The sequence below is a fragment of the Bacillus sp. IT-79MI2 genome, from assembly GCF_949768135.1.
GTDB classification, from domain to species: Bacteria; Bacillota; Bacilli; order Bacillales; family Bacillaceae_G; genus Bacillus_A; species Bacillus_A pseudomycoides.
Genome location: NZ_CATKPV010000048.1, coordinates 59080 through 81375 on the forward strand (window position 1 = coordinate 59080; position 22296 = coordinate 81375).

27 protein-coding genes and 4 pseudogenes are annotated in these 22296 nt (G+C 33.5%); 29 read left to right on the forward strand and 2 right to left on the reverse strand.

Going from position 1 to position 22296, the window contains the following annotated elements:
• Nucleotides 1–16: 16 nt before the first annotated feature.
• The 4 genes from ACM6HU_RS05535 to ACM6HU_RS05550 all read left to right on the forward strand — a co-directional run bounded on the left by ACM6HU_RS05535 (nucleotide 17) and on the right by ACM6HU_RS05550 (nucleotide 3325).
• Nucleotides 17–361 (forward strand): DUF2185 domain-containing protein, encoded by a 345-nt coding sequence (locus ACM6HU_RS05535; RefSeq protein ID WP_016115388.1) that lies wholly within the window; start codon nucleotides 17–19, stop codon nucleotides 359–361.
• 283 nt (nucleotides 362–644) lie between these two features.
• Nucleotides 645–1520 (forward strand): DnaD domain-containing protein, encoded by an 876-nt coding sequence (locus tag ACM6HU_RS05540; RefSeq protein WP_016115387.1) that lies wholly within the window; start codon nucleotides 645–647, stop codon nucleotides 1518–1520.
• Between the two features lie 467 nt (nucleotides 1521–1987).
• On the forward strand, nucleotides 1988–2776 hold the full coding sequence (imm47, locus tag ACM6HU_RS05545; protein ID WP_077293957.1) for an Imm47 family immunity protein: 789 nt from the start codon (nucleotides 1988–1990) through the stop codon (nucleotides 2774–2776).
• Nucleotides 2777–2890: 114 nt separating this feature from the next.
• Complete coding sequence (locus ACM6HU_RS05550; RefSeq protein WP_414848065.1) at nucleotides 2891–3325, forward strand: hypothetical protein; 435 nt, start codon at nucleotides 2891–2893, stop codon at nucleotides 3323–3325.
• A gap of 299 nt (nucleotides 3326–3624) precedes the next feature.
• Here ACM6HU_RS05550 and ACM6HU_RS05555 read toward each other — a convergent pair whose 3' ends face one another.
• Nucleotides 3625–3894: a hypothetical protein gene (locus ACM6HU_RS05555; RefSeq protein WP_033671322.1), complete on the reverse strand. Its 270-nt coding sequence runs from the start codon at nucleotides 3892–3894 to the stop codon at nucleotides 3625–3627.
• 578 nt (nucleotides 3895–4472) lie between these two features.
• On the opposite strand from ACM6HU_RS05555, the gene ACM6HU_RS05560 reads away from it, so the two are divergent.
• The 18 genes and pseudogenes from ACM6HU_RS05560 to ACM6HU_RS05645 all read left to right on the forward strand — a co-directional run bounded on the left by ACM6HU_RS05560 (nucleotide 4473) and on the right by ACM6HU_RS05645 (nucleotide 18099).
• Nucleotides 4473–5003, forward strand: a complete 531-nt coding sequence (locus ACM6HU_RS05560; protein WP_414848066.1) for an SMI1/KNR4 family protein — start codon at nucleotides 4473–4475, stop codon at nucleotides 5001–5003.
• A gap of 164 nt (nucleotides 5004–5167) precedes the next feature.
• Entirely contained in the window at nucleotides 5168–6838 is a 1671-nt protein-coding gene (locus tag ACM6HU_RS05565; RefSeq protein ID WP_414848067.1) for an IS200/IS605 family accessory protein TnpB-related protein, read from the forward strand.
• 263 nt (nucleotides 6839–7101) lie between these two features.
• On the forward strand, nucleotides 7102–7323 hold the full coding sequence (locus tag ACM6HU_RS05570; RefSeq protein ID WP_229161764.1) for a hypothetical protein: 222 nt from the start codon (nucleotides 7102–7104) through the stop codon (nucleotides 7321–7323).
• Nucleotides 7304–7744: pseudogene (gene imm47 / locus ACM6HU_RS05575) on the forward strand (Imm47 family immunity protein); the annotation flags it as partial. The gene ACM6HU_RS05570 and the pseudogene imm47 (ACM6HU_RS05575), both read left to right, overlap by 20 nt.
• Nucleotides 7745–7918: 174 nt before the next feature.
• A complete protein-coding gene (locus ACM6HU_RS05580) occupies nucleotides 7919–8422 on the forward strand; it encodes an SMI1/KNR4 family protein (RefSeq protein ID WP_016115380.1) in 504 nt (167 codons plus the stop codon).
• Nucleotides 8423–8494: 72 nt separating this feature from the next.
• Nucleotides 8495–8977 carry a hypothetical protein gene (locus ACM6HU_RS05585; protein WP_016115379.1) on the forward strand — a complete coding sequence of 161 codons (483 nt, stop codon included), beginning with the start codon at nucleotides 8495–8497 and terminating at the stop codon, nucleotides 8975–8977.
• A 93-nt stretch (nucleotides 8978–9070) separates the two neighbouring features.
• Nucleotides 9071–9565, forward strand: coding sequence for a hypothetical protein (locus ACM6HU_RS05590; RefSeq protein WP_016115378.1), 495 nt, complete (start codon nucleotides 9071–9073; stop codon nucleotides 9563–9565).
• Nucleotides 9566–10104: 539 nt separating this feature from the next.
• Nucleotides 10105–12675 carry a type I pullulanase gene (pulA, locus tag ACM6HU_RS05595; protein WP_016131727.1) on the forward strand — a complete coding sequence of 857 codons (2571 nt, stop codon included), beginning with the start codon at nucleotides 10105–10107 and terminating at the stop codon, nucleotides 12673–12675.
• A gap of 245 nt (nucleotides 12676–12920) precedes the next feature.
• Complete coding sequence (locus ACM6HU_RS05600; RefSeq protein WP_077293960.1) at nucleotides 12921–13286, forward strand: hypothetical protein; 366 nt, start codon at nucleotides 12921–12923, stop codon at nucleotides 13284–13286.
• Between the two features lie 139 nt (nucleotides 13287–13425).
• Nucleotides 13426–13782 (forward strand): Imm3 family immunity protein, encoded by a 357-nt coding sequence (locus ACM6HU_RS05605; RefSeq protein WP_016115375.1) that lies wholly within the window; start codon nucleotides 13426–13428, stop codon nucleotides 13780–13782.
• Nucleotides 13783–13890: 108 nt separating this feature from the next.
• Nucleotides 13891–14247 carry a hypothetical protein gene (locus ACM6HU_RS05610; protein ID WP_016115374.1) on the forward strand — a complete coding sequence of 119 codons (357 nt, stop codon included), beginning with the start codon at nucleotides 13891–13893 and terminating at the stop codon, nucleotides 14245–14247.
• A gap of 2 nt (nucleotides 14248–14249) precedes the next feature.
• Nucleotides 14250–14840, forward strand: coding sequence for an SUKH-4 family immunity protein (locus ACM6HU_RS05615; protein ID WP_016133063.1), 591 nt, complete (start codon nucleotides 14250–14252; stop codon nucleotides 14838–14840).
• 144 nt (nucleotides 14841–14984) lie between these two features.
• Nucleotides 14985–15461 (forward strand): SUKH-4 family immunity protein, encoded by a 477-nt coding sequence (locus tag ACM6HU_RS05620; RefSeq protein ID WP_414848068.1) that lies wholly within the window; start codon nucleotides 14985–14987, stop codon nucleotides 15459–15461.
• A gap of 204 nt (nucleotides 15462–15665) precedes the next feature.
• A complete protein-coding gene (locus ACM6HU_RS05625) occupies nucleotides 15666–16058 on the forward strand; it encodes an immunity 50 family protein (protein WP_016133061.1) in 393 nt (130 codons plus the stop codon).
• A 70-nt stretch (nucleotides 16059–16128) separates the two neighbouring features.
• Nucleotides 16129–16476: a hypothetical protein gene (locus tag ACM6HU_RS05630; RefSeq protein WP_016133060.1), complete on the forward strand. Its 348-nt coding sequence runs from the start codon at nucleotides 16129–16131 to the stop codon at nucleotides 16474–16476.
• A gap of 84 nt (nucleotides 16477–16560) precedes the next feature.
• Nucleotides 16561–16956, forward strand: coding sequence for an immunity 22 family protein (locus tag ACM6HU_RS05635; protein WP_033671320.1), 396 nt, complete (start codon nucleotides 16561–16563; stop codon nucleotides 16954–16956).
• Nucleotides 16957–17052: 96 nt separating this feature from the next.
• Complete coding sequence (tnpA, locus tag ACM6HU_RS05640; protein ID WP_414848071.1) at nucleotides 17053–17193, forward strand: IS66 family insertion sequence element accessory protein TnpA; 141 nt, start codon at nucleotides 17053–17055, stop codon at nucleotides 17191–17193.
• Between the two features lie 63 nt (nucleotides 17194–17256).
• The gene (locus ACM6HU_RS05645; RefSeq protein WP_016133058.1) at nucleotides 17257–18099 is read left to right on the forward strand and encodes an SDR family oxidoreductase; all 843 of its coding nucleotides are present in this window, start codon (nucleotides 17257–17259) and stop codon (nucleotides 18097–18099) included.
• A 166-nt stretch (nucleotides 18100–18265) separates the two neighbouring features.
• Here the strand turns inward: ACM6HU_RS05645 and ACM6HU_RS05650 are convergent.
• Nucleotides 18266–18424 (reverse strand): annotated as a pseudogene (locus ACM6HU_RS05650) (helix-turn-helix domain-containing protein).
• Between the two features lie 210 nt (nucleotides 18425–18634).
• On the opposite strand from ACM6HU_RS05650, the pseudogene ACM6HU_RS05655 reads away from it, so the two are divergent.
• The 7 genes and pseudogenes from ACM6HU_RS05655 to ACM6HU_RS05685 all read left to right on the forward strand — a co-directional run.
• Nucleotides 18635–18736, forward strand: a pseudogene (locus tag ACM6HU_RS05655) (phosphoribosyl-ATP pyrophosphohydrolase); the annotation flags it as partial.
• Nucleotides 18737–18933: 197 nt separating this feature from the next.
• A complete protein-coding gene (locus tag ACM6HU_RS05660) occupies nucleotides 18934–19311 on the forward strand; it encodes a DUF6985 domain-containing protein (RefSeq protein WP_414848072.1) in 378 nt (125 codons plus the stop codon).
• Between the two features lie 236 nt (nucleotides 19312–19547).
• Nucleotides 19548–19688 carry a hypothetical protein gene (locus tag ACM6HU_RS05665; RefSeq protein WP_016115372.1) on the forward strand — a complete coding sequence of 47 codons (141 nt, stop codon included), beginning with the start codon at nucleotides 19548–19550 and terminating at the stop codon, nucleotides 19686–19688.
• 416 nt (nucleotides 19689–20104) lie between these two features.
• Nucleotides 20105–20641 carry a SecY-interacting protein Syd gene (locus ACM6HU_RS05670; protein WP_016133056.1) on the forward strand — a complete coding sequence of 179 codons (537 nt, stop codon included), beginning with the start codon at nucleotides 20105–20107 and terminating at the stop codon, nucleotides 20639–20641.
• 125 nt (nucleotides 20642–20766) lie between these two features.
• Entirely contained in the window at nucleotides 20767–21330 is a 564-nt protein-coding gene (locus ACM6HU_RS05675) for a DUF1444 family protein (protein ID WP_016115370.1), read from the forward strand.
• A gap of 95 nt (nucleotides 21331–21425) precedes the next feature.
• The gene (locus ACM6HU_RS05680) at nucleotides 21426–22025 is read left to right on the forward strand and encodes a hypothetical protein (RefSeq protein WP_016115369.1); all 600 of its coding nucleotides are present in this window, start codon (nucleotides 21426–21428) and stop codon (nucleotides 22023–22025) included.
• Nucleotides 22022–22156, forward strand: a pseudogene (locus tag ACM6HU_RS05685) (cupin domain-containing protein); the annotation flags it as partial. The gene ACM6HU_RS05680 and the pseudogene ACM6HU_RS05685, both read left to right, overlap by 4 nt.
• Nucleotides 22157–22296: the final 140 nt, after the last annotated feature.

Below are 22296 nucleotides of genomic sequence, written 5' to 3' on the forward strand. Positions count from 1 at the left end.
ATTAAGGAGTTTGAAAATGAAAATAAATAATAGTGAGTATGGTGGTTTTGTCGTTTCAAAAAATATTTTGGCTGGAAAACCAGTTAGATATTCATTTAGAGAAGAAAGTTCTATCCCGCAATTAAATGGATGGAATTTGTATTCTATAGATGATACCGATGAATATGTGAATCATGCGGAAAATTTTATCATCTTAAACGCGGAATCTATTTTTAAAATTGCTCCTGCAATGTTTGAGATTTTTGAAGCTCCTTATGGAACGGATCTATGCTGGTTATATGAAGAAGGAGTTCATATTGGATTTTATGATTTAGTCGCCGATAAAGAAGTGACAATTAATGAAGTTATAAAACAAAATTAATTTTTTCATACAGTACTATTTTATAAGTTTTTCAGCAGATGGCAATAAAAGAAGCCCCTTATAAGCCCATTCCATCCCCCTTATAAACCCCTACCAAGTAATAAATCATTAAATAAACAAAAGAAAAAACAACTACAAGAACTACTACAAAAAAATAAAAAAGTAACATTCTAGTACTAGTAAAAATTATAAAATAAATCCACCAAATTTCTGCCTGCAATCCTATATATATGAAGGAGTAACCAATTCTATATTTACCACTAGAAGGGCAGGAGGAAAAAACATGGGAGTATACCGGAGTGTACAAGTGAATTTTTGGCAAGATGAGTTTGTGCTTGATTTAACGCCAGAAGAGCGATATTTTTATATGTATTTACTGACATGTTCGAAGACGAGGCAATGCGGGATTTATCCACTGCCGTTACGTTTGGTAGAGATGGAAACGGGGTATAATCGTGAAACGGTTGAGAAGTTGTTGCAGCGGTTTATTGCGTATGGAAAGATATTGTATGATGCGACAACGAAGGAGTTATATGTTCTAAATTGGTTACGCTATAACCCTGTTACGAATACGAACATAGAAAAGTGTGTGTTACGTGAGTTGAAAACTGTGAAAAATAAAGAGTTTGTACATATGTTTCTTCGAAGATGCCTCGAGGAAGAGTTGAATATTCCGTTATTGCTAGAGCATTTCGGAATGCCTGTTGAAACATCTGATGTAATTCCACAAGAAGTTTTTCAAGGTTATGAAGCGGATGAGGAAGTAGTAGTAGAGGAAGAAGTAGAAGTGAACCCAGGTAGCAGTGTATTCACATTTTATGAACAAAACTTTGGTAGTTTGTCATCTTATGCAGTGGAGGAATTAAGTGAATGGATTGCGGATTTGTCTGAGGCACTTGTACTAAAAGCACTTCAGATTGCCTATGAAAATAATAAGCGGACGCTTGCTTATGTGAAGGGGATTTTACGAGATTGGCATGGGAAGGGATATACAAAGCTCAGTGAAATAGAGGAAGCAGCAGCGAAGTTTCGAAAGAAGGAGCCGTCTATTCTTTATGAAACGGAGAAGTTTTTGGAGGAATGTGAAGAGTGGAAGAAGAATGTACCATCTGAGGAAGAGTTACAGAAGTTCTTGCGGGAAGAAGGGTGGCAGCCGTGAGTGTTCAATATGTTGAGGCAAAGCAAATAGTATTAGAATCTTTGTTTTTTTATGATGAACCCTGTTTGACCAAGCTACATTTTTCTACGGCTGTACGTCAAGCTATATTCAAGTTAATACGAAAAATAAAGGAAGACGGGCAGTAGCTTGATCTTGTCACACTTGTTTCAAAAATGGAGTCCCCGATTTTTCACCAACAGCAAAAGCACCATTGGATCAAGACCCTATAAAGGACCTAGCTAAACGAATAAAAAAGTTATAGATCAATTAAGAAGTGTGGAGATTGATTACATAGCTAGCTGATTATATAAAAGTTCGAAAGCTCATGAAGGTTTTACCATCATGGAGTTTTGTTTTTATATTAGGATAGTGTGATAAGAACGATAAATAAGTGAGAAAAAATTTTACTGGGTGACAAAGTAACAGAGAGAAAAGGCCTGAGAGAATAATTACAAAGGAGAAGGATTATGAATTTGGAAAATATGGTAAGAGATATTTGGTATGGTGATATTCCAAATGATAGAATCGAAAATCTTAAATCTAAGCTAAAAGATGTTACAACTGAGAAAGAAAGCTTTCTCTTAATTAATAAATTGCTAAAATTAGGTGATTTCTCTGTAAAGGGATTACTCATACAACTTATGAATAGTACGCAAGATGAAGTGATTCTTAATTTATGTACAAGACTTTTTTGCTCAATCGCTACTCATGATGACTTATTAGACACAAATAACTTGAAATTCCTTTCAAATGCTTCAGAGGATGGTGTTCATACTTTTGTGGCAAGTGCTGGTGAAACTCTTTCATATAATGTAGTACCATACCTTCTAACTTTGTTAGAAGAATGGGAAGATACTTTTATTGAGAAATCAATCAGAAATACACTTGCATTAATGCTAGGAATTAATGATGACTATTATGAACGATCAATAGAAGAATTAGGAGAAATATATTTTGAGCTCGTTAAAAATAGTGATGACACCAAATATTACTATCATAACGATTTGGCATTTCCTGGAGACTTGGTAAAGAAATTAATCCCGAGAGTAATGATTTCTTTAAGAGATAAAAAAACATTTGATATGGTTACAATTCCATCTATTTTATCTATTTGGAGTGGGGTTAAATGTCCTGTACAATATGGTGCAATAATAACTGATGAAAAATACAGAGGGTTAATGTTATATATTGATTCTTTAACAAAAAAAGAATGGAAGATTGGTGAAAAATATTTTTATGAACATTTAGTTGTGTGAATATACATGGTATGAATTTATTGAAACTTAAATGAAGCATGAGGTGAATGAATTGTTTACAAAAGATACATACATTAGCTCGATAAAAGAAAATCTTCAAAAAATTCAGAAAGGTTGATTCGTAATATAAGAGAAATTCTTAATTTTAATTATTACTGTAAAATAGAGTTAATAGATTTTATGATTTTTATCGGATCATTTGACCTTTCTATCATGATGTTTTCTATGAATAGAGAAGCAAGTGAGGTTTTTTACGAAGGAAACGATAGGAGTGTTTTTGCAGGAAGTCATGAATTACTCGAACGTATATCATACTATAACCTTTCTTATGATAAATCAGACGAGTTCTGGGAGTTTTATGAAGAAAACGATGAGATCATATCGGAAGATGAGGAAAAAATCCTTGTGGAATGGTTTGTTGATTGCTGGAATAAAGCAAATGGAGGAAGTATAAAATTACCTGCCTATTGTGGTTTTCATGATGCTAATCAATCATTTGACTTACAGAAAAATATATGGGTTTCTGATGAGGAAAAGTGGTGGGATTAACAGTTTCATTTGCTTGCATTGTAATTGAAAGCCTAAAATGAAATGGAAAATTTAGTGTATTTAAAAAGATTAAGAAAGAATTTGGACGTTTAGGTGAAGTTAATGTAATAGAATTGATTTTGTTGCTGATAGTAAGTGAACAACTGAGGTTGGCTATGTGGATTAATTTCTTCGCATTTACTGTTCGACTATACAGATGAAAATGATAAGGCTTGTGTTGTGGGGAGACGAGATAAGAACATGAAGTAGAGCATTTAAAATCAATGCTCTACTTCTGTTACCTTTTAACAGCCCTTTTTCTAATTACTTGGAGCAGCATTATTGAATAATTTAAATACTAAAATTAAAAATAGATTTGCTAATGCTATACCGCATAAAAAGAGAGCGGACATGAATTCACCTATTCCATTATTATATAAAAACAAGGAATAGAAGAAAACCGCTAAAATTACTGAAACAGCAGCTGGAATGAATTTGAAGATTGATTTTAGATGTGACTTTTTAGAAAGAAAAACAGTAGCTAACAATGTTACCGGGAAGAAAAAATACAATATTATCTGTATTATCATCATATTCACCTCCTTTCTAATAGCAAATATCTCAATATGATTTTACCGTATTTATACATAATTGTAATTTGATAACACGCCCTATTTTATTAATGAAACTATGGAGAAAAATTTTGATATTATATATAAATCCTTTCTAAAAAGACCTTAAGTACCCTTCCCTTAGCGTCATAACCCGATCTAATCAGTCGTATGTTAACATAAAAATCAAACATAATTTTTTTGAAATAAATCATTTATATTCGGAATTTTAGGGGTAGAAGGCTTAGTTACAGGGGGCTGCTCTAATATACTTGTTCCATCATCGATTCAGTATTAAATTTAGTTTTTCAATCAACATATATCAAATGATTAATAAATAGCATGCAATAATAACAGCAATCCAAAAGGGAATCACGATTAATAATCCATTCACGCAGCCTTTAAAAAAATCTAGATTACATGGGTATTCTAAATTGTAATTAGTAATTTATTTGTTTTTTGTTGTATATTTCATGTCTATATTCCTTTCTGTTCAAAAAAAGACATACCTTAAGTAGATACTACTGAAAGGTATGTCCTTTTCGAATACATATAAGATGAATAAGATAGTATGGAAGTATACATATAATCAAATTAGTACAGATGATGTAAAAGAAATTTTAAAAGGTACCGGTTTTGATTTTCCGTTAGATTATATAGAATGCGTTGCGATGAATAATGGAGGACATGTCGAGCAAATGCTATTTGATGTTGAGGGGATTGAGAGAGTTTTTGGTTCGCTTTTATCTTTTAATCATGAGAGGATTGAGAGAGTTTTTGGTTCGCTTTTATCTTTTAATCATGAGAGTGAGGAGTTTATCTTAGAAACTAATAATGAATATAAAGATACTTTTCCTAGTGAACTATTTCCAATTGGAATTGATCCAGGGGGGAATTTAATCTGTTTTGATTATAAGAATCATGAAGAAAATCCGATTGTTGTTTTTTGGGAACATGAAGGTGCATGGGAAAAAGAAGCGTTGATGGAGAGCGAAGGGATTACTGCAGAACAAGCGGAGGAAGCTGCGCGAGAAAATGTATTCTACATAGCGGCATCATTTACTGAATTTCTAAAGAAATTATACTAAGGTGAGTAATATCAATTTAACCGAGAAGACCCTCTCCTCTAAACGAAGCGTAGGTGGGGGATGAATCGGTTTTTTCTTTTTAAAGAAAATGTTTCTTTTTTTGTAGAACGTACGTTTCGTTTTGTTGTATAATTGTCTTAGCAAACAAAATGGGGTGAGAACAGGTGAAGAAAGCGTTTTTTTCGAAACGGATCTATAAGACAGATTTGCCGCATGAAATGGTAGATACATTGACAGAGACAATCGAAACATTCAATCGGGCGAAACGCTTTGCGTTTCAAACAATTGTCCGAGAAAAACGTTGGAATCGTAAGCTGCATACAGATAGTCTTCATCTCGTTCTCAAGCGGAACTATCAATTGAATGATTACTACGCAAACAGCGCGGTACAAGAAGCAAAATCTTTGTTTACAGGTTTAATGGAGTTACAAAAAATATATGAGAAACAAACACAAGAGAAACTGGGGAAACTTAAGAAAAAGTTGAAACAAGAACGGACAAATCTGACAAACTTTCGCAAAATCAAACAAAGTTGTGTGAAAGGAAAGTTGAAGTTTCCGAAAAACACTCGCTTTGCGAAGCACAACAATATCATCTCCTTGTCTCGTAAAGAGGACACATTGATTTGGCTAAATGAATATCTGTTTGAGCACCAGTACTTAGATATTCAAATCAAAAGGATTCAGACGAAAGTGGGCCTTTTGACCCACCGGCAATATCGTTTAACGCAGAAACTTGCATCATACAAAACGCATATTCCGAGTGCGGTGTTTGGAAGTGAAAAACTATTTCGGTCTCAATTTACAATCGATGAGTTTGTGTGTAACCATGACAAATGGAAAACATTCTTTTCCCGTGCTCGAAATAAACAACTCATTCTATCTGGCCGTAAAGATGCCAAACATGGGAATTTTGTGTTTCAGTATGTGATGGAGAAACAAGAATTATGGATGACGACAAGTACAGGGAAAACACTTATGTTTCCGGCTGTTATATTCCCGTATGGACAAGAAATCATTGAAGGAGTAATTACAAACCAATTACAGTGTAAAAATAAGAAAAAACAAAGTAAACCGATTGCGTGGTCTGTGGAAGACTATGGTTCGTATTATATTTTGAAATGTTTAGTCGATGTACCGGAAAATCCAAACACGAATTATAGTAAAGCAGATGGTGTTATTGGTGTAGATTGCAATCTCGAGCATTTTACGTGGGCAAATGTAACAAAGGATGGAAATTATAAAGGAAGTGGTTCCCTCCATTTTTCGATTCTAGGTAAATCCACCGGACAAATCACAAAGATCATCGAAGTGGAAGCCATTCGCTTAGTTGACTTAGCGGAGCGGTATAATAAGCCAATTGTCATCGAGAATTTAGATACCACACAATCAAAGACAGGTGATCGATACGGAAATAAGCGAGCAAATCGAATGAAGAGTATGTTCGCTTATGAGAAGATGACAAGTGCGATTCTCAGGCGTGCAGATAAAAGGGATGTGGCTGTCTTTCAAGTCAATCCTGCTTACACTTCGATTTCAGGTAAGATGAAATATATGCGGAAATTCGGTATCTCTATTCATCAATCTGCGGCTTTTACGATTGGTCGCCGTGGGCTGGGGTATACAGAAAAAGTGCCACAGGTACTTCAGCCTTATATTCCCAAGAAAGACGCCCATCACTGGAGCCATTGGCATCAATTAAACAATCGATTGGCTATTCGCACACACCATTTCTATCAGCTATACGATGTGGATCAGCCGAAAGAGGCCTTACAGATCGAGCGATTAGACGTATTTGAAAGTGAAAAGAAAAAGCTAACAAAATTGTTTGCATAAAGAAAAAAGAATACCTTGTCCCAGTCTCTTACACTTGTTACCAGAGTAGATAACAAGTCTAGGAACTGGATGCATGACAAAGTGTTCTACACCTCGATATAAGAAAAAAGTAGCTGTACCTGTTTTGCTTTCCACGGAAGATAGAATAGGTCGTCTTACATAAGGACACTACGGAACTTCTATATCGTTGTATCCTCTTTGTTGAACGAGAGGAAGTGTTTTGAAATAGTAGAATCCCCCGCCTCAAGCTCGTGTAGAGGTAGGTGGGGGTAGTTCAATGTATAGCTAATCGAATAGAAATAGGTCGTGGAACAGCACTTAGTGGCATTGAAAGTATCGATAAGTCTTTTGTTCAAAAATACAATAAAAGTGTGGTTTACTTTACTGAGCCGTTCGCTTTTCCAGAGGAATACGGCTATGTACTTACTGGAAATGCAGAAAAGGATGGGAAAGTTTTGCTGGTATTTTTTATTAGTGTTACTTGAAGAGTGGGATGAAATCACAGATACTTCGATGATCATAAGGGATTCCATTGATTTTTATATAAATTATCAAGATATCATTGGAGAAGAAGCAAGTGTAGACGAGATTGGTGAATTTTATCTTAATCACACAAAAAACTGTGATATGGAAAAGTATTATTGCTATCAGAGCCCAGCATTTCCTGGGGATTTAACAAAGAAACTATTTGAAAGAGTCATAAGAGCAGCAAATCATGAAGAACCATTAAAAATGGAGTTGATACCATCCTTATTATCAATTTGGACAGGAGAGAAAGTACCTGCTGATTATCATACGATAATTCGTAATGATAACTATAAAGATTTTGTAACCTATATAGATGCTATCTCGGAAAGAAGTTGGGAAAGAGGGCAAAAATATTTTTATGGATTTAAATTATCATAGTGGTTGAAATGATGGAATTCCTGTTTTTTATATTTTTTGGAAACATTAGGATAAGAGCAAAGGGGATATAGATGGATATGGCAGTATCATTAAGTTACAGGTGAAATGTAATTAATTCAAACGTAAATAGTGTTAACTATTTAAAAGAAATAAATTATAGGGGGCAACAATTAGATGACCGAAATTAAATGGGAGTATATAGATAACAAGATTACCGTTGAAGAAGTACTCAGCGTAATGAAGGAAATAAATTACGATATACCGAAGGATTATGCAGTTTGTGTTGCGGAAAATAATGGTGGTGTTGCAAAGCCAAGTCTATTTGATGTTGAAGGTGTAGAAAGAGTTTTTGGTTCGTTGCTTTCATATGATAAAAATGATGTGGAATTTATTTTAAAGGTTTACGATAATTATAAGGATACTTTACCTAAAGAACTTTTGCCGATAGGATTCGATCCAGCAGGAAACTTAATTTGTTTTGATTATAAAAATCATGAAGAGAATCCAATAGTCGTTTTTTGGGAGCATGAAGGTGCATGGGAAAAAGAAGAACTGACGGAGAGTGAAGGAATGACAGCAGAAGAGGCAGAGGAAGTGGCGAGGGAAAATGTATTTTATGTAGCTCAATCATTTACCGAATTTCTAAATAAATTATATGCTGATGAAGATGATGAATAAATTAGAGAAAGAAAAGAGTAATATGTGTAATGAAAAATATAATATTGAAATGAGATGGGTGGAACAATAAGTATGGCTATAGAAATGAAGCCAGAAATTAAAAAGGTTTTAGAAAAAATAAATTTTATTGATAGATATCAAGCGATGTCTAATCGATTTCGAGGGAATTCTAACGATTTAGATGATAGATTAGGAAGTTACAACATTCAAAAAGTGATAGAAGTACTGAAACATTTTGGATACGAGGCAACATTTGATTATAAAGAGAGATTTTTTAAAGTAGGAGTAGTTGATCATTCACCGCAATATATGATTTGGTTTAATATTAGTTTAGAACATGGAATGACAGAATTCATTTGGGTTGCTTATTATAATGGCGAAGTTCGATTAGGGAGTCCTTGGAGTATTTATCCGAGATTATTAATAAATCCAAGTATGAGAATAAAAATGCCTATTTTCCGTAGTTACGAAGAATTAGAAGAAATATTAAAAGAAGCTTTTGTACTCTATGAAGAGTTTAAGTGGGAGTTAATATCATTATATGAAAAAGAATAGGTAATGATTTTTGAAAACAGTTTTCGAGCGTTTCGTTTACGAATGGTTTCAATGAGGTGTAATTAAGCATCAAGAAAGGTGGTTTAATAAGGAATGAACGGTGAGGAATACAATGACTGGGTACAAGAGGTAGTTGATTTCTCAAAGGATTTTCAGTTTTCCTCTTTAACTAAAAAACTTTTGAATAAAATTTATATCATTACCGATATGCGACAAGCGGAATTTCTCGCTTATGAGGAAGTATATGGTGAGGATGAATACACGTGGACAGATATAAGGGAGCTAGAAAAAAGTAAAGTTCTAGGAGTATATTATAGGTTATCAGAAAGTGAAAGACCAAAGGAATTACATAATATGTTAGAGGTTATTGACGATCATGTAAGGCAGAGTTCAGTTAGAATGGATGGATTTTTCAATGATGTTGTAGCTGACCTCAATAATTGTTCTTTTAGCCGTGCTATCAATGGAAAAAATAACGACTTCTTTGAAACTATGTTTGAAATCTATAAAGCAGGTGGCTTTCCTTGTGGCTGGGATGGTGAGTACCCTGGTGATGGAAGAATTATCGCTTATTTTGAAAAGAGATAGTTAATACAAGCGAGTTATAAAGAAAGAGGATTCAACACATGAATCTTGTAAAATAAAGTAATCCCAAACTCCTCTAAACACGTGGATGTATTTAGGGGAGTTTTTATTATATGTTGACGCTGAGATAAAGTTTCAAAGTCAAAATATATCCATGCTTATTATCTTCAATGGGTTACAACTTTACATGTTAACAATATATACATAGGGTAAAAACAGAAAATTAATAATATATTGACCTCTTTATGGTTCATGCTATAAAATTGAAAGCGGTAACAAACGTTTTCTTTAGAATGTTTTCCATGATCTTTTGATATTTAGAGATATAATAAGGAATAAGTAAGTCTTTTTTTTGATATTTAATGCAAACGTTTTCGTTGATTTCTTATTCCTTTCTACCTTTAATTTTTCTATTAAAAGATCATTGAAATACATAAGTAAAACATTCAATACGGAGGTGTTATAAAAGCGATTTCTAGATTAACTTATGCAGTGTTACTCATAATGAATAGTTCGTAATATTTTAAGAAAGGGTGAATGGAGTGTATATTACAAAAAAATTAATAAACAAGACGTTTTTATTACTTACTGTAATTGCTATGCTATTATCTGGTTTTTCTTTTCAGAGTGTACAAGCAGAATCAAATACGAAAACAACTGAAATTATCGTTCATTATAAGGAGAAGTCTGGAAATACAAAAGACTGGAGTCTTTGGATGTGGACTGAAAATGCGAGTGGCAGGTCCTATGAATTTACTGGGGAAGATGAGTTTGGTAAGTATGCTAAGGTAAAGATTGATGGTAACTATAATCGTGTAGGATTTATAGTTCGTACGAATGAATGGGAAAAAGATGGTGGTGATCGTTGGATTGAAAATATTAAGGATGGCCGTGCTGAAGTATGGGTTCTTTCTGGCGATGATAAAGTATACGATTCTAAACCTTCTTCTGAACTTTCTATTCAGAAGGCCACTATTGATAGTTTCAATGAAATCACTATAACTACCAATGCTCCATTCAATATTAAGGAGCAAAAAATTGAAATTGAGGGCGTTAACATTGAGAAAGTTAGTCCTTATGATACAAATAATGGAGATATTACCAATAAGGTCAAAATCATTACAGAAAAGAATCTTGATTTTAAAAAAACATACAAAATCAAAATGGGAAATTCCATTGAAGCTAATACTGAAATTGGTAAAGTAATTCGTAGCGAGGAATTTGATCATTTATTTTATTATGATGGTAATGATTTAGGTAATATATATACGCCACAGGAAACCAAGTTTCGTTTGTGGGCTCCCACTGCGAGCGAGGCAAAATTGGTTACTTATAAAAAATGGAATGATGAAAAAGGTACTGAAATAAGCATGGATCAAGGTGAAAAAGGAACTTGGACTGCAAAACTTACAGGTAATCAAAAAGGCCTTTTTTATACATATAAGGTGAAGATTGGGGACAAATGGATTGAGGCCGTTGATCCATATGTGCGTGCTGCTTCTGTGAATGGTGATAAAGGTGCAGTCGTTGATTTAAAAGAAACAAATCCGAAAAATTGGAAAGGGAACAAAAAGCCGAAATTTAAAAATCCGGAAGATGCTATTATTTATGAGTTGCAAGTACGTGATCTTTCCATTCAACCTGAAAGTGGTATTAAAAATAAAGGAAAATATCTTGGTGTAACAGAAAAAGGAACGAGAGGACCAGAAGGTGTAAAAACAGGTCTTGATCATATTAAAGATCTAGGTGTTACTCATGTCCAGTTTTTACCGATATTTGATTATGCTTCAGTCAATGAAGAAAATCTAAATGAACCGCAATATAACTGGGGATATGATCCGAAAAATTATAATGTACCAGAAGGCTCGTATTCTACTAATCCTTATGAGCCGACTGTTCGAATTACTGAATTAAAGCAGATGATTCAAACACTACATGATAATAATCTTCGTGTTGTGATGGACGTTGTATATAATCATATGTACAATGCAGCTGAGTCTAATTTCCACAAGTTAGTTCCAGGTTATTATTATCGTTACAATGAGGATGGTTCACTTGCAAATGGAACTGGAGTAGGGAATGATACGGCTTCTGAACGAAAGATGATGAGGAAATTTATGATAGATTCCGTCGTGTATTGGGCAAAAGAATATAATTTAGATGGATTCCGTTTTGACTTGATGGGTATTCATGATGTCGAAACAATGAATGCGATACGTAAAGCCGTTAATCAAATTGATCCTTCTATTATCCTTCATGGAGAAGGATGGGATTTAAATACTCCTCTTGCGCCTGAGTTGAAAGCAAATCAAAAAAATGCGGAGAAAATGAAAGGAATCGCTCATTTTAATGACGATATTCGTGATGGATTGAAAGGCAGTGTATTTGGGGATAAGGATAATGGTTTTGTGAACGGAAAACAAAACATGGAAGAACGTATTAAAAAAGGAATTACGGCTGGTATTGACTATGATAGAAAAGTGTATACTTATCAGGATCCTGAGCAGGTTCTGACATATGTTGAAGCACATGACAACCATACATTATGGGATAAGCTTGAGTTGACTAATCCTGGCGACAGTGAAGAAGTACGTAAACAAATGCACAAGTTGTCTTCTTCCATCATATTGACATCGCAAGGGGTTCCATTCTTGCATGCAGGGCAAGAGTTCATGCGTACAAAATATGGTGACCATAATAGCTACAAATCTCCTGATTCTATTAACCAGATGGATTGGGTGCGCCGTGCAGCATTTGATAAAGAAGTAGATTATATGAAAGGTTTAATAGAGTTACGTAACAATTATTCAGCTTTTCGTATGACAACTGCAGAACAAATTAAAAAGCATCTAGCGTTCATTGATGCGCCAAAAAATGTTGTAGCTTATACAATAGATGGTAAAGCAAATGGTAATAAAAACGAATATTTTGTTGTAGCTCACAATGCGAATAGAGAAGCTGTGGAAATAACTCTTCCATCAAAAGGTCCTTGGAAAGTGCTAGTAGATGGTGAACGTGCAGGAAGTAAAGTGCTTTATGTTTTCCATGATAATAAGATTAAGGTTCCTGCATTAAGTTCATTTGTTTTAAAAACAGAGAAACCAATCAAATAAGAATAGATGATGTAAAAGGAAATCTTGTTTGAAAAATCCACTAACCATATCGGGAGTGCAACAGGTTCCTTGCTATAAACTATAAAGTAAAAGATAGAAATACTCATCTTCCTATTAATAAATTAATTCCCAAATATGATAATATATATATTATGGAAAAAAGATGGCAGAATTGTAGAAAATATACTAGATTGAAAAGTGAGAAGTTTAGTATTAGACGAACAAAAGTTTAAGGGGAGTTTAAAATGAGTATAAAAGTAATAAGGGCAACAGGAATGATGGGCGGAGCTACAAGAGTGGCTTTAAAGGTAGATAATGAGGTTATAATGAAATTAGAAAATAATGAAGAGTACACGCTCCCTTCTGATGTAAAAGAAGCGAAGTTAAAAGCAAATCAATTATTTTTTGGAAGTAAAGAAAAGCAAGTGAAAAGTGGCGATATAGTCGAAATTAAGATTAATAGTATAGCCATGATATTGTATATGGTATCGTTAATAGCAGTATTATTTGGTTCAAAGATTGATCCTAATGTTATTTGGTTTGGTGTAATCGGCTCTTTGGTATCGCTTGTCTATTCAATAAATAATTGGTTCACATTAGAAGTTAAATAATAGGAAACAGCAGAGATTTTAAAAACTCTGCTGTTTTTTACATCATAATTGTTTGAATTGTGTTGCGTAGTCTAATAACTAGTGAGTATCTATGTCTAAACAACTACTTCAAAATTAACACCTAATGGAGGGATTTGAAATGGAAGACTGGGAATACAATGAATTGTTTGAAGCTATTAATGAAGCCTATAATGATTTTTTAGCTTTAAATAGAGGATATAAATATGCAATAGCAAGGGCTGCTAATGAATATATAAATCTAGGGAAAATAGAAGACGTTATTGCTGATACAGCTGTAGGTGAAATACTGTTAACTCATGACAAAGTTTTTATTGGATACATTGAAGGTATAACAAAGAGATTAAGCAAGTTTAATCCACTAGACGCAGTGGGGGAATTAACGCAAGAAGAAATAAGAGATTTATCTAATAGAATACATAAAGTATTGGAAGGTCTTGAAGAAGTGGAGATTGATTATAATCCTTCAGCAGAATAACAAGATCTATTCTCTTTCGTGCTCAAGAGGAAGTATTTGAAGGTAAACGGGTAGGAGAGAAGCTTTATCTTTGTTTTGCTCAAAATAAATGAGAAAGCGGGAATTTGAGTGGAGAGCTATTTTATTAAGATAGATGGGTTTGAATATCCAGAAGCATATAGAAAAGCAATTGAATTACACTTAGTGGATTTTGATTTATGGTATATGATGGAATCAGCACAAGCAACTAGACGCTTTCTTGATTTGAAAGAAAGGTATCCAAATAGAAAATTAGTTCCTTTTGCTAGAAGAGATGATAATGATGATATTGCCTGCTTTGAATTTGGAAAAGGACAAAAGGTTCAAGTGATTCATGACTTCGCTAGGGAAGGGTTTGAACAGAGGAAGGAATTCGGTGATTTTTGGGAGTGGCTTGAATTCACGATTAAGGAAATGATTATTTTTAATCGAATGGAAGAGGAGTAATATTGCTAGACGAAAAGCTTGTATGGGAGGAAAGGTTTAAATTGATGAACCCCAATGAATTTCTAAAAAGATGGAACCAAAAAGTATATCCACTTGTTCATTATGAAGAAGATAAACTCAAAAATTTAGATATCCCTGTGGCATGTAAATATTTTTTATTAAAATCTGGATTACCTGAATCTGCAGCTCCATTTTTAAATTTTGAATCAACAAAAAATGGAAGCTTATTAACCTTAAAGGAAAAATATAATGTAGATGCAAGTTATGAGAGGAATACATATTTAGGGTTTACAGGTGAAGGAAATATTTTATCCATGAAAGTTCCTTCAGGGATGGTCGTATGTATAGATCATGAAAAAATGGAAGAAGTATATGTAAATCAATCCATCCCACAATTAGCAGAATGCATGTTGGAATATAGTGAGTTTATAAAGAGAATAAAAGAAGTGAATGGTAGACATGCATATTTGAATAGAGAATATAAGAAGGAAGATTTAGAAGTTATGATAGAAAAATTCATTGAAATTGATAAGGATTGTCTAAATCATAATACTTTTTGGAATGAAGAAATAAATCCTTTTCATAAAGATTAGAACTTATAAAGATGAAGAGGAATATGTAGGAGTAAATGATGAGAATGAAAAAAGGAAAGAGGTATTTAGATGATTTCACCTAAAGAATTTTGTGATAAATGGAATGAAAAAAGAGACGGGCCAGTGAACAAATTAGATCGAGATATGTTACAGCACACAAATTTATCTAGTGATACAAGAAGGTTTTTAAGCGAAGTCGGTCTTCCGGCATCGGCTGCTCCATTTATAGAGTTTGATAACGCAACTGAACCGATGCAGAATGTAAACCAAAAATTTGGCATGCCAATAGATTACCAATCTTATTGGTTTATAGGAACAACTGGTTCTGGCGATCCTCTTTGTATTGATGAGAGAACAAATAAGGTAGTCTATTTACATCACGACAACAACTATGAAGAAATCTTCATTAATTCTTCCATCCATCAATTTGCAGAAAGCCTTCTATTATTTTCTAAGTTAATTGATGAAGCGATTCACATAAATGGTGAATTTGCTTTTTTAGATAATGAAATTCCAGAATCAGTGCGTATCTGGTTTGAAAATGAAGTAAGGCGTATTGATCCTAAGGCTGTGGAAAAGAATACGTTTTGGTTTGAGGAGCTTGAAAACCTTACTGAATGACAGAGTGTATTTTATCATTTTAACCGAGAAGACCCTCTCCTCTAAACGAAGCGTAGGTGGGGGTAGTTCAATGATGATGTACTTTATTTTTATGGCACCTATTGGGCTTGCATAAATGATGATTCTCTATATGTTTTTCTCTGGATTTTCAGATGAAGCCCTGTTATTTTGAAAAGAAAATCAAAGAAAGTAAGGCATATAAAAATGATTAATCAACTTAAAATCTTAAATCCTCAAGCACTTATAAGTATTTTTGGAATGATATCAGAGTTTGAACAATCAGAGTTATTAGATGTTCAGCTTAGAAGAGATGGTCCGACCTTAGTTATCCGACTCATGACAAAGGAACCTGTTGAAAATAAACCGAAGCGATGGAATAAATGGGATGTAATTTATATAGAAATTTCATTCTTTTGTATTCAAGATTTAATAATCAAAGATATAGGAACAGACAATATAATTCATCAATTTGAAATAAATGCTATTGAAGAAGAAGGGCAATTAAAAATTAAGTGTAGAAATCAGATGCAAGTTGAATGCTTATTTGGTTGGGCAAAAATAGAGAAAATAACCCCTGGTTTAATAGGACTACACTGACCTAGTTTTAGTAGCTAATTTTAAGAACACCTACTTTTTATAAAATGTAACATTTGAGGAGGGCCGCTGCGTGGCTATATATTCTGTCATTCTTGAATCAAGTATTAAAAGTCGCTTATTAATGAAAATAAAAAACTATACAAATTGCTCTTTATCTGAAATTCAATCCAACATAAAAAATAAATATCCGGTAATGGCTGTTAACCGTCGGAATTCAGAAGAAATGGAGAAAATGAAGAATTTAATTGAAGAACTGTCTTCAAATAAGCTTCAATTTAGGCTTTTTAAGCAAGCTAATGAGGAGATTAGAGAGGTAACAGTTGCAATGTTTACAAATGGTATGGAAACTTCCAGGAAGATTGCAAAACAAAGGGAGCGTTTGGATGCATTATTAATAGAAGAGGACGATGACGAATAGATGAGTGATCTAGCAATGGGTGAGGAGAATTCAAAATAAAACTACCCCTAATAAACGAGTAAGAATGAATAAAGGAGGGTTAATATCGAAAATCCAGGCGTAATCTCTCTATGGCTAGGGAATATCAAGAGTAAAGAAATGCTGCAAAAGTATGTGGAAATAAAGTTCGATGAACAGGGAGATAGAATCCCATCACAATTCATGAGAGATTTCCAAATTGATTTTATCGATTACAATGAAGACCTATTGGAAATCACATTTATTGATATTTCAACTACATCTTTACAGTTGTTATTAGAAGGCGCATCTTATTATGAAAAGATTATATCTCAATTCACAGATTATTATGGGGAACGTATGTTAGAGAGTTATAATGCAGTGATCAGAGTGTATGATTTTGAATATAGCGAAGCGAATGCTGTTGAAAATAGAAATATAGTTTTTGCTGGTGCAGTTGTTTATGAAGAGTGGGAAGAATAATGTTGGTGAATGTATTTTATGATCAAAGTATACTGCGATTATAATGTGATGAAAAGTTGAATGACAAGTTACAAGAGGTGACTGAAAGGTGCTTATATTCAAGACTATAAAAACAGTGGGTTATCAAAAGCTACTTGGTGTCAAAAACAGCACCTACCGGTTCATCGGCTATATTACTGGTTGAAAAAATTCTCACCTCGAAAACAACACCTTCATTTCCTCTATTTAATTTTTTGAAAAGGATATATTTTCCTGAATATCATAATACATTATAGAAAAATGCCGAGAGGGGTGTATGTGATGGGTTTCCCGCCTCAACAACAAAGTAAACCTGGCATTGAATCATTAATGATACCCAGACCTATATTTGATAACCCCAATTACAAACCAGCCGGTAAGCTTATAAATAAGGTAGCGCTTATAACTGGTGGGGACAGTGGGATTGGGAGAGCTGTCGCTGTAGCCTTCGCGAAAGAGGGTGCAGATATAGCAATCTCATACCTAAATGAGCACAGCGATGCCAAAGAAACGGAGTTCTATGTCAAAAAGTACGGCCGTAGTTGCATTACCATTCCAGGTGATATTGGGTATGAGCAGCATTGCCAACAAGCAGTAATGCAAACAATTCACCAATTTGGCCGTATTGACATTTTGGTGAATAATGCCGGTGTACTATACATAAGGAACAGTCTACTTGATGTAGATTCGAACCAACGAGCAAGTACCTTTCACACAAATGTTTTTTCTCAGTTTATTTTTACGAAAGCTGCTTTGCCATACATGAATTCAGGGAGCTCCATAATAAATACAACATCCCTTAGTGCCTATCATGGAGATCAAGATGCAATTGACTACTCGGCATCTAAAGGGGCTATTGTTTCATTTACACGTTCGCTGTCATTGTCACTGGCATCGCAAGGGATTCGAGTTAATGGTGTGGCCCCAGGACCAATTTGGACTCCATTAATTCCATCTTCCTTACCTTCAGAATGGCTTGCCACATTTGGAGACCATGTTCCTATGAAGCGAGCCGGTCAACCGTTTGAAGTGGCACCTGCTTATGTATTCTTGGCCTCCGATGATGCATCTTACATATCAGGGCAAATTCTGCACGTGAATGGTGGGGAAATTGTAAACGGCTAAATACTTACAAAATTAATATTAATTGTTATTATTCAAACTGGGTATTTCCCTTTTACCTTATATTCATTCAACTCTCTTTTCTTCTTCATAAAGAGTAAATATCCCATTTGAAACATGATGGAAGACCAGATTAGAATGGTAATCAATTGCCCATACAAATGGCATTCTAACCGTTCTCTTCTATGTGTTTAAAGTTAATATTTTGTTTCTTTTGATTAGCTAACTTACTTAAAGTGGCGTATCAAATATCTGTTAATCTTGATAATTCTCGTAAGGAAATTCCTTTACGGCAAAAAAGAAGACAAAATGGAAGGGGGGGTCTAATGAAAAGTACTTCAAGAGAAAAAGAAATATTGTCATCATGTTAATGCTAGCAGCTGTTGTAGGGGTTTTTTACCACTGTTTATGTACAAAGCAATAACAGGTGAAAATGAAGTGTACAAATATCATTGCTAATCAGCTTTATAAGTTAATAGAAGAAATCATCCGAAGCACTGGTGTAACGCAAGGTGATTTCAACAATAATACTAGATAGAAAGAATACATAGAAGAAGTATGCAAGAAAACAGGGGAAGAGTTAACGAAGTATATAGAAGCGAAAAATAAAGAGCATAAAGTCGAAAAACTAGCAGATTTATATTGCTTTCTTATTGTTCTTTGTTTTATGTTGGTTCGAGTCTAGCTTGAAGTATACAATTTAAACAGGTAGGAGGAAAAATTGAAAGAAATGGACAAGTAATTCAAGAATGGGGTCCAATTGATTATAGTTTCAAATCTCAATTGAGTAAAGTGGAAGTGGCAGCTAATAGATCAAAATTTCAAGATGAAGCCCAAATAAATGAGGATGAGATAGAAGAAGCTGATTTATGTCCTACAATTCAAGAAGAATCATATAGCAAATTCATCGCTGATATAAATAGACTAACACAAGAAGCTGAACAAGCTATATTCGAATATTATCAAGAAGAATGTTTAGAGTATAGAGCTATGTTAGGGGGTGAGTCTGCTGATGAAATAGCACCAATTATAACAACTACCCAACAATTAGGGAAATTGGTTGATCTTATTGGCCTTACTATTTTACCTGATTTTGAAGATGGAGTTAGAAGGGTAGGATTAGTATTCAATTGTACATGGGAAGAGGACGGCGTTGGTGTAAGATTTGAAAATGAAGAAGTTGCTAAAGTTGGTTATCAAGATATTGTTATTTAAACTGTAGGACGAGAAAACTTACATATTAATAAAGTGAAACTAAAACGTATTTTATGTAGGTTTCACTTTATATGATGAATTGAAATCCCAAGTGAACGAAATGTCTCTAGGGATTTTGTGCTTATTAGACAAAAATAAATATAAGATGGAAATATAGTACAATAAATGTAATATAAAGTTTAATTGAAATAGAAAGAATAGTAAGTTGATTTGATCGATTTGAAAGCTGGAATGATGTGTATCATACAGATAATGCAGTAGAATTATTTCAAGCTTTTGTTACAGTGGCCGAAGAAGATGATTTTTACTATACATGTGGTATGCATTGCTTTGGGCTACCGGATGTAATTACTTTTAAAGATCAAGTAACTCCGTAATATGCTCAAGAATTAATGAACGTTTTTTGTCTGTATAATCTCATTGAAAATCCTAGCTTAACGGACTATTCTACATTCAGCTTAGATGAAGAAAACCCTCATTTCATATTGCAACATACGGAGTGTAAACATTTTTCAGAAGATGAATTGTTTTATAATCAGTATGGTATTTGGGCGTTAGTAAAAAAATAGTAGTATAAAATTTGTTGTGATAGGAATAGATGGTGCAGGAAATCCGATTTATTGTAAATCACTAACTGTAGAAATGATGAGAGTTGATATGGATACAGGTGAATAAGAATGGAGTGCTTCTAATTTAGGGGCATATTTACATAGGCATTTACTGAAGAGATACAAATCCATTTTTGATGAAAGATTTGTAGGGGGAAAATTAAGTGAAGTAAAGGGGAATATGCGTGTCTATTAAGAATGCAATGCAACAATACTTTAGGTTAAGAATAAAATTAGCGCACGAAGGTTTAGAGTTTCTATTAAAAACACCAGTTCTTGAAGAAGTGAATCCTATTCTTTATGATGGGGAAATAAATGAGGAAGGTTATATTCTATGGAAACCAGTAGAAAAAAATATCGTACACGACTTTATTCATTTAGAACAAGAAATGGATATTCACTTTCATCAAACGGTTATTATGTACTTTAATTCCTATTGGTTTGCTAAATTAAATGGTTTTTATAAAAATTATTATATTGAATTAGAAGCGGTATTGCCGAATATTGAATTGAATTCATTTGAAGAACAGTTAAAGGGCTATAAGGAGAACCACCAAGAGAGATTAAAACATATCCCAATAGGTATTGAAGGTAACGGGATGTTAGTTGTAATTGACAATGAGGATGGAAAAGTTAAATTAGAAGATTATGAAAGAGGTTCATTTGAAACCATTTCAGAGAGCATACAAGAATTGATTTCAAATTTACGTTTGAAGAGGTGATAGTCAGTACAAGTTTAAAGGAACTCATATCTCGATTAAGCTTCCGATGAATTTAGTAGTGTTTTGCTGGCTTTATATCTGTTAATTGGTGTGTATTGTTATAGAAAGTAAAGGGGCGTATTTATATGACAATCCGGTTTTGTAAGGAAGCAGTTGCATACTTAAAACCAATAGTAAAAGAGGATCTTGATGAAGAGTGTTTTACTTTATCTGAAGAAAGTAGTTTTGTCCATACATTTTTTAATGAAGATTTAATGATTACCTTTTTAGCTGAAAATGATCAAAACGATTATTTTCAATATGTTCAAAATAAGCATATATCAGGAGAAGGATTGGATGAGGAACAGTTATTAGAAATCGGGATCAATAATCTTTATAAATTAGCAGATGAAAAAGAACTACGGGTTCACACGCTATCGGAAGGGTGCTTTGCTTTAATTCTTGACGGGAATTTCGAAGCTAGCTTAATTGTTTTAGACGACTTATGGGATCACTCATTAAAAGAATTCGTATCAAATGGATATGCAGTTGCGATACCAGCGAGAGATATTCTTGTTTTTTGTGATTGTAATGCTAGTAACGGAATTGAAAAAATGAAAAGTATAATAGAAAAGGTTTGGGAAGACGGAGATCATTTACTTATTGATAAAATTTTGCTGAGAAGTGAGGGGAAATGGAGCTATTTATAGCCATCCAAAATATTCAAAAATAAAGTTGTACTTATTCTAATAGAGTGAGTATTTGGGATGAAAACGAAGTGCTTGTGAAAAGAGGGAGGAAATAGGTGGAAAAGTTTATTAAGAAGATAGGGGATAAAACTTTCATTGCTCAGGCAGAAAAGATCTTTGCAGTGCAGGTAGAAGGGTTATTTCATTTTTTAACTGAAGTAGAAAATGATCGTTTAATAGATGGATTTTCTATACAAGTTGGTTGGTCGATTTATTTTCTTGATAAAAGGGAAGATGGGTATCATATTATCATACATGATTATACGAAGAATCCATTTGAAGATATGACAGATGATTTGACGATTTCTTTATGGATATTATTAACACAAGTGAGTTTTTTAAAACCATTAACAATTGAAGGGGAATTGCTGCGTTTTTGTGACAAAATTGTTGCTGCTAAAAATGTACTGGAGTTAGATAATATTTATTTGGAAAGAACAAAGGGGTGTGAAAAAGGTGACTCCGGTTGGTATATAGGTCCTGTTAATGATGAGCATAATGCAGAAGAGTACGAAGCGCTTTATGCATATGAATTACTAAAATTGAGACCTTCTCTTATTCGAGTTTTGACATTGCCTTTTGAATATCTTGTAATCTTTGAAAAAGATGAATTGAAAGCAGTTGTAAATGAACGCAATGTTAACATTATGTTTTAAACGTTCAAGAAGGAATAGAAGTACCACCTTTAGTTCCACATCAAATGAGAAATGAATCCGAAGGCGATGTAGAATTTTTGGTAATATCTCAACCTAACAGTAAAGGTGACAGGGTTTTAACAGACAAATAAAATGGGTTGGTTTATTGTGCTATCGGGTACGATTGTTGAGTAACATAGGAGAAAATGTTCAAACTTTTTTATAAAAATCACATCTATATCAAAACTGTTGAATCTATTTTGATAGCTCCTTTTTCAAAATGGATTCTTTT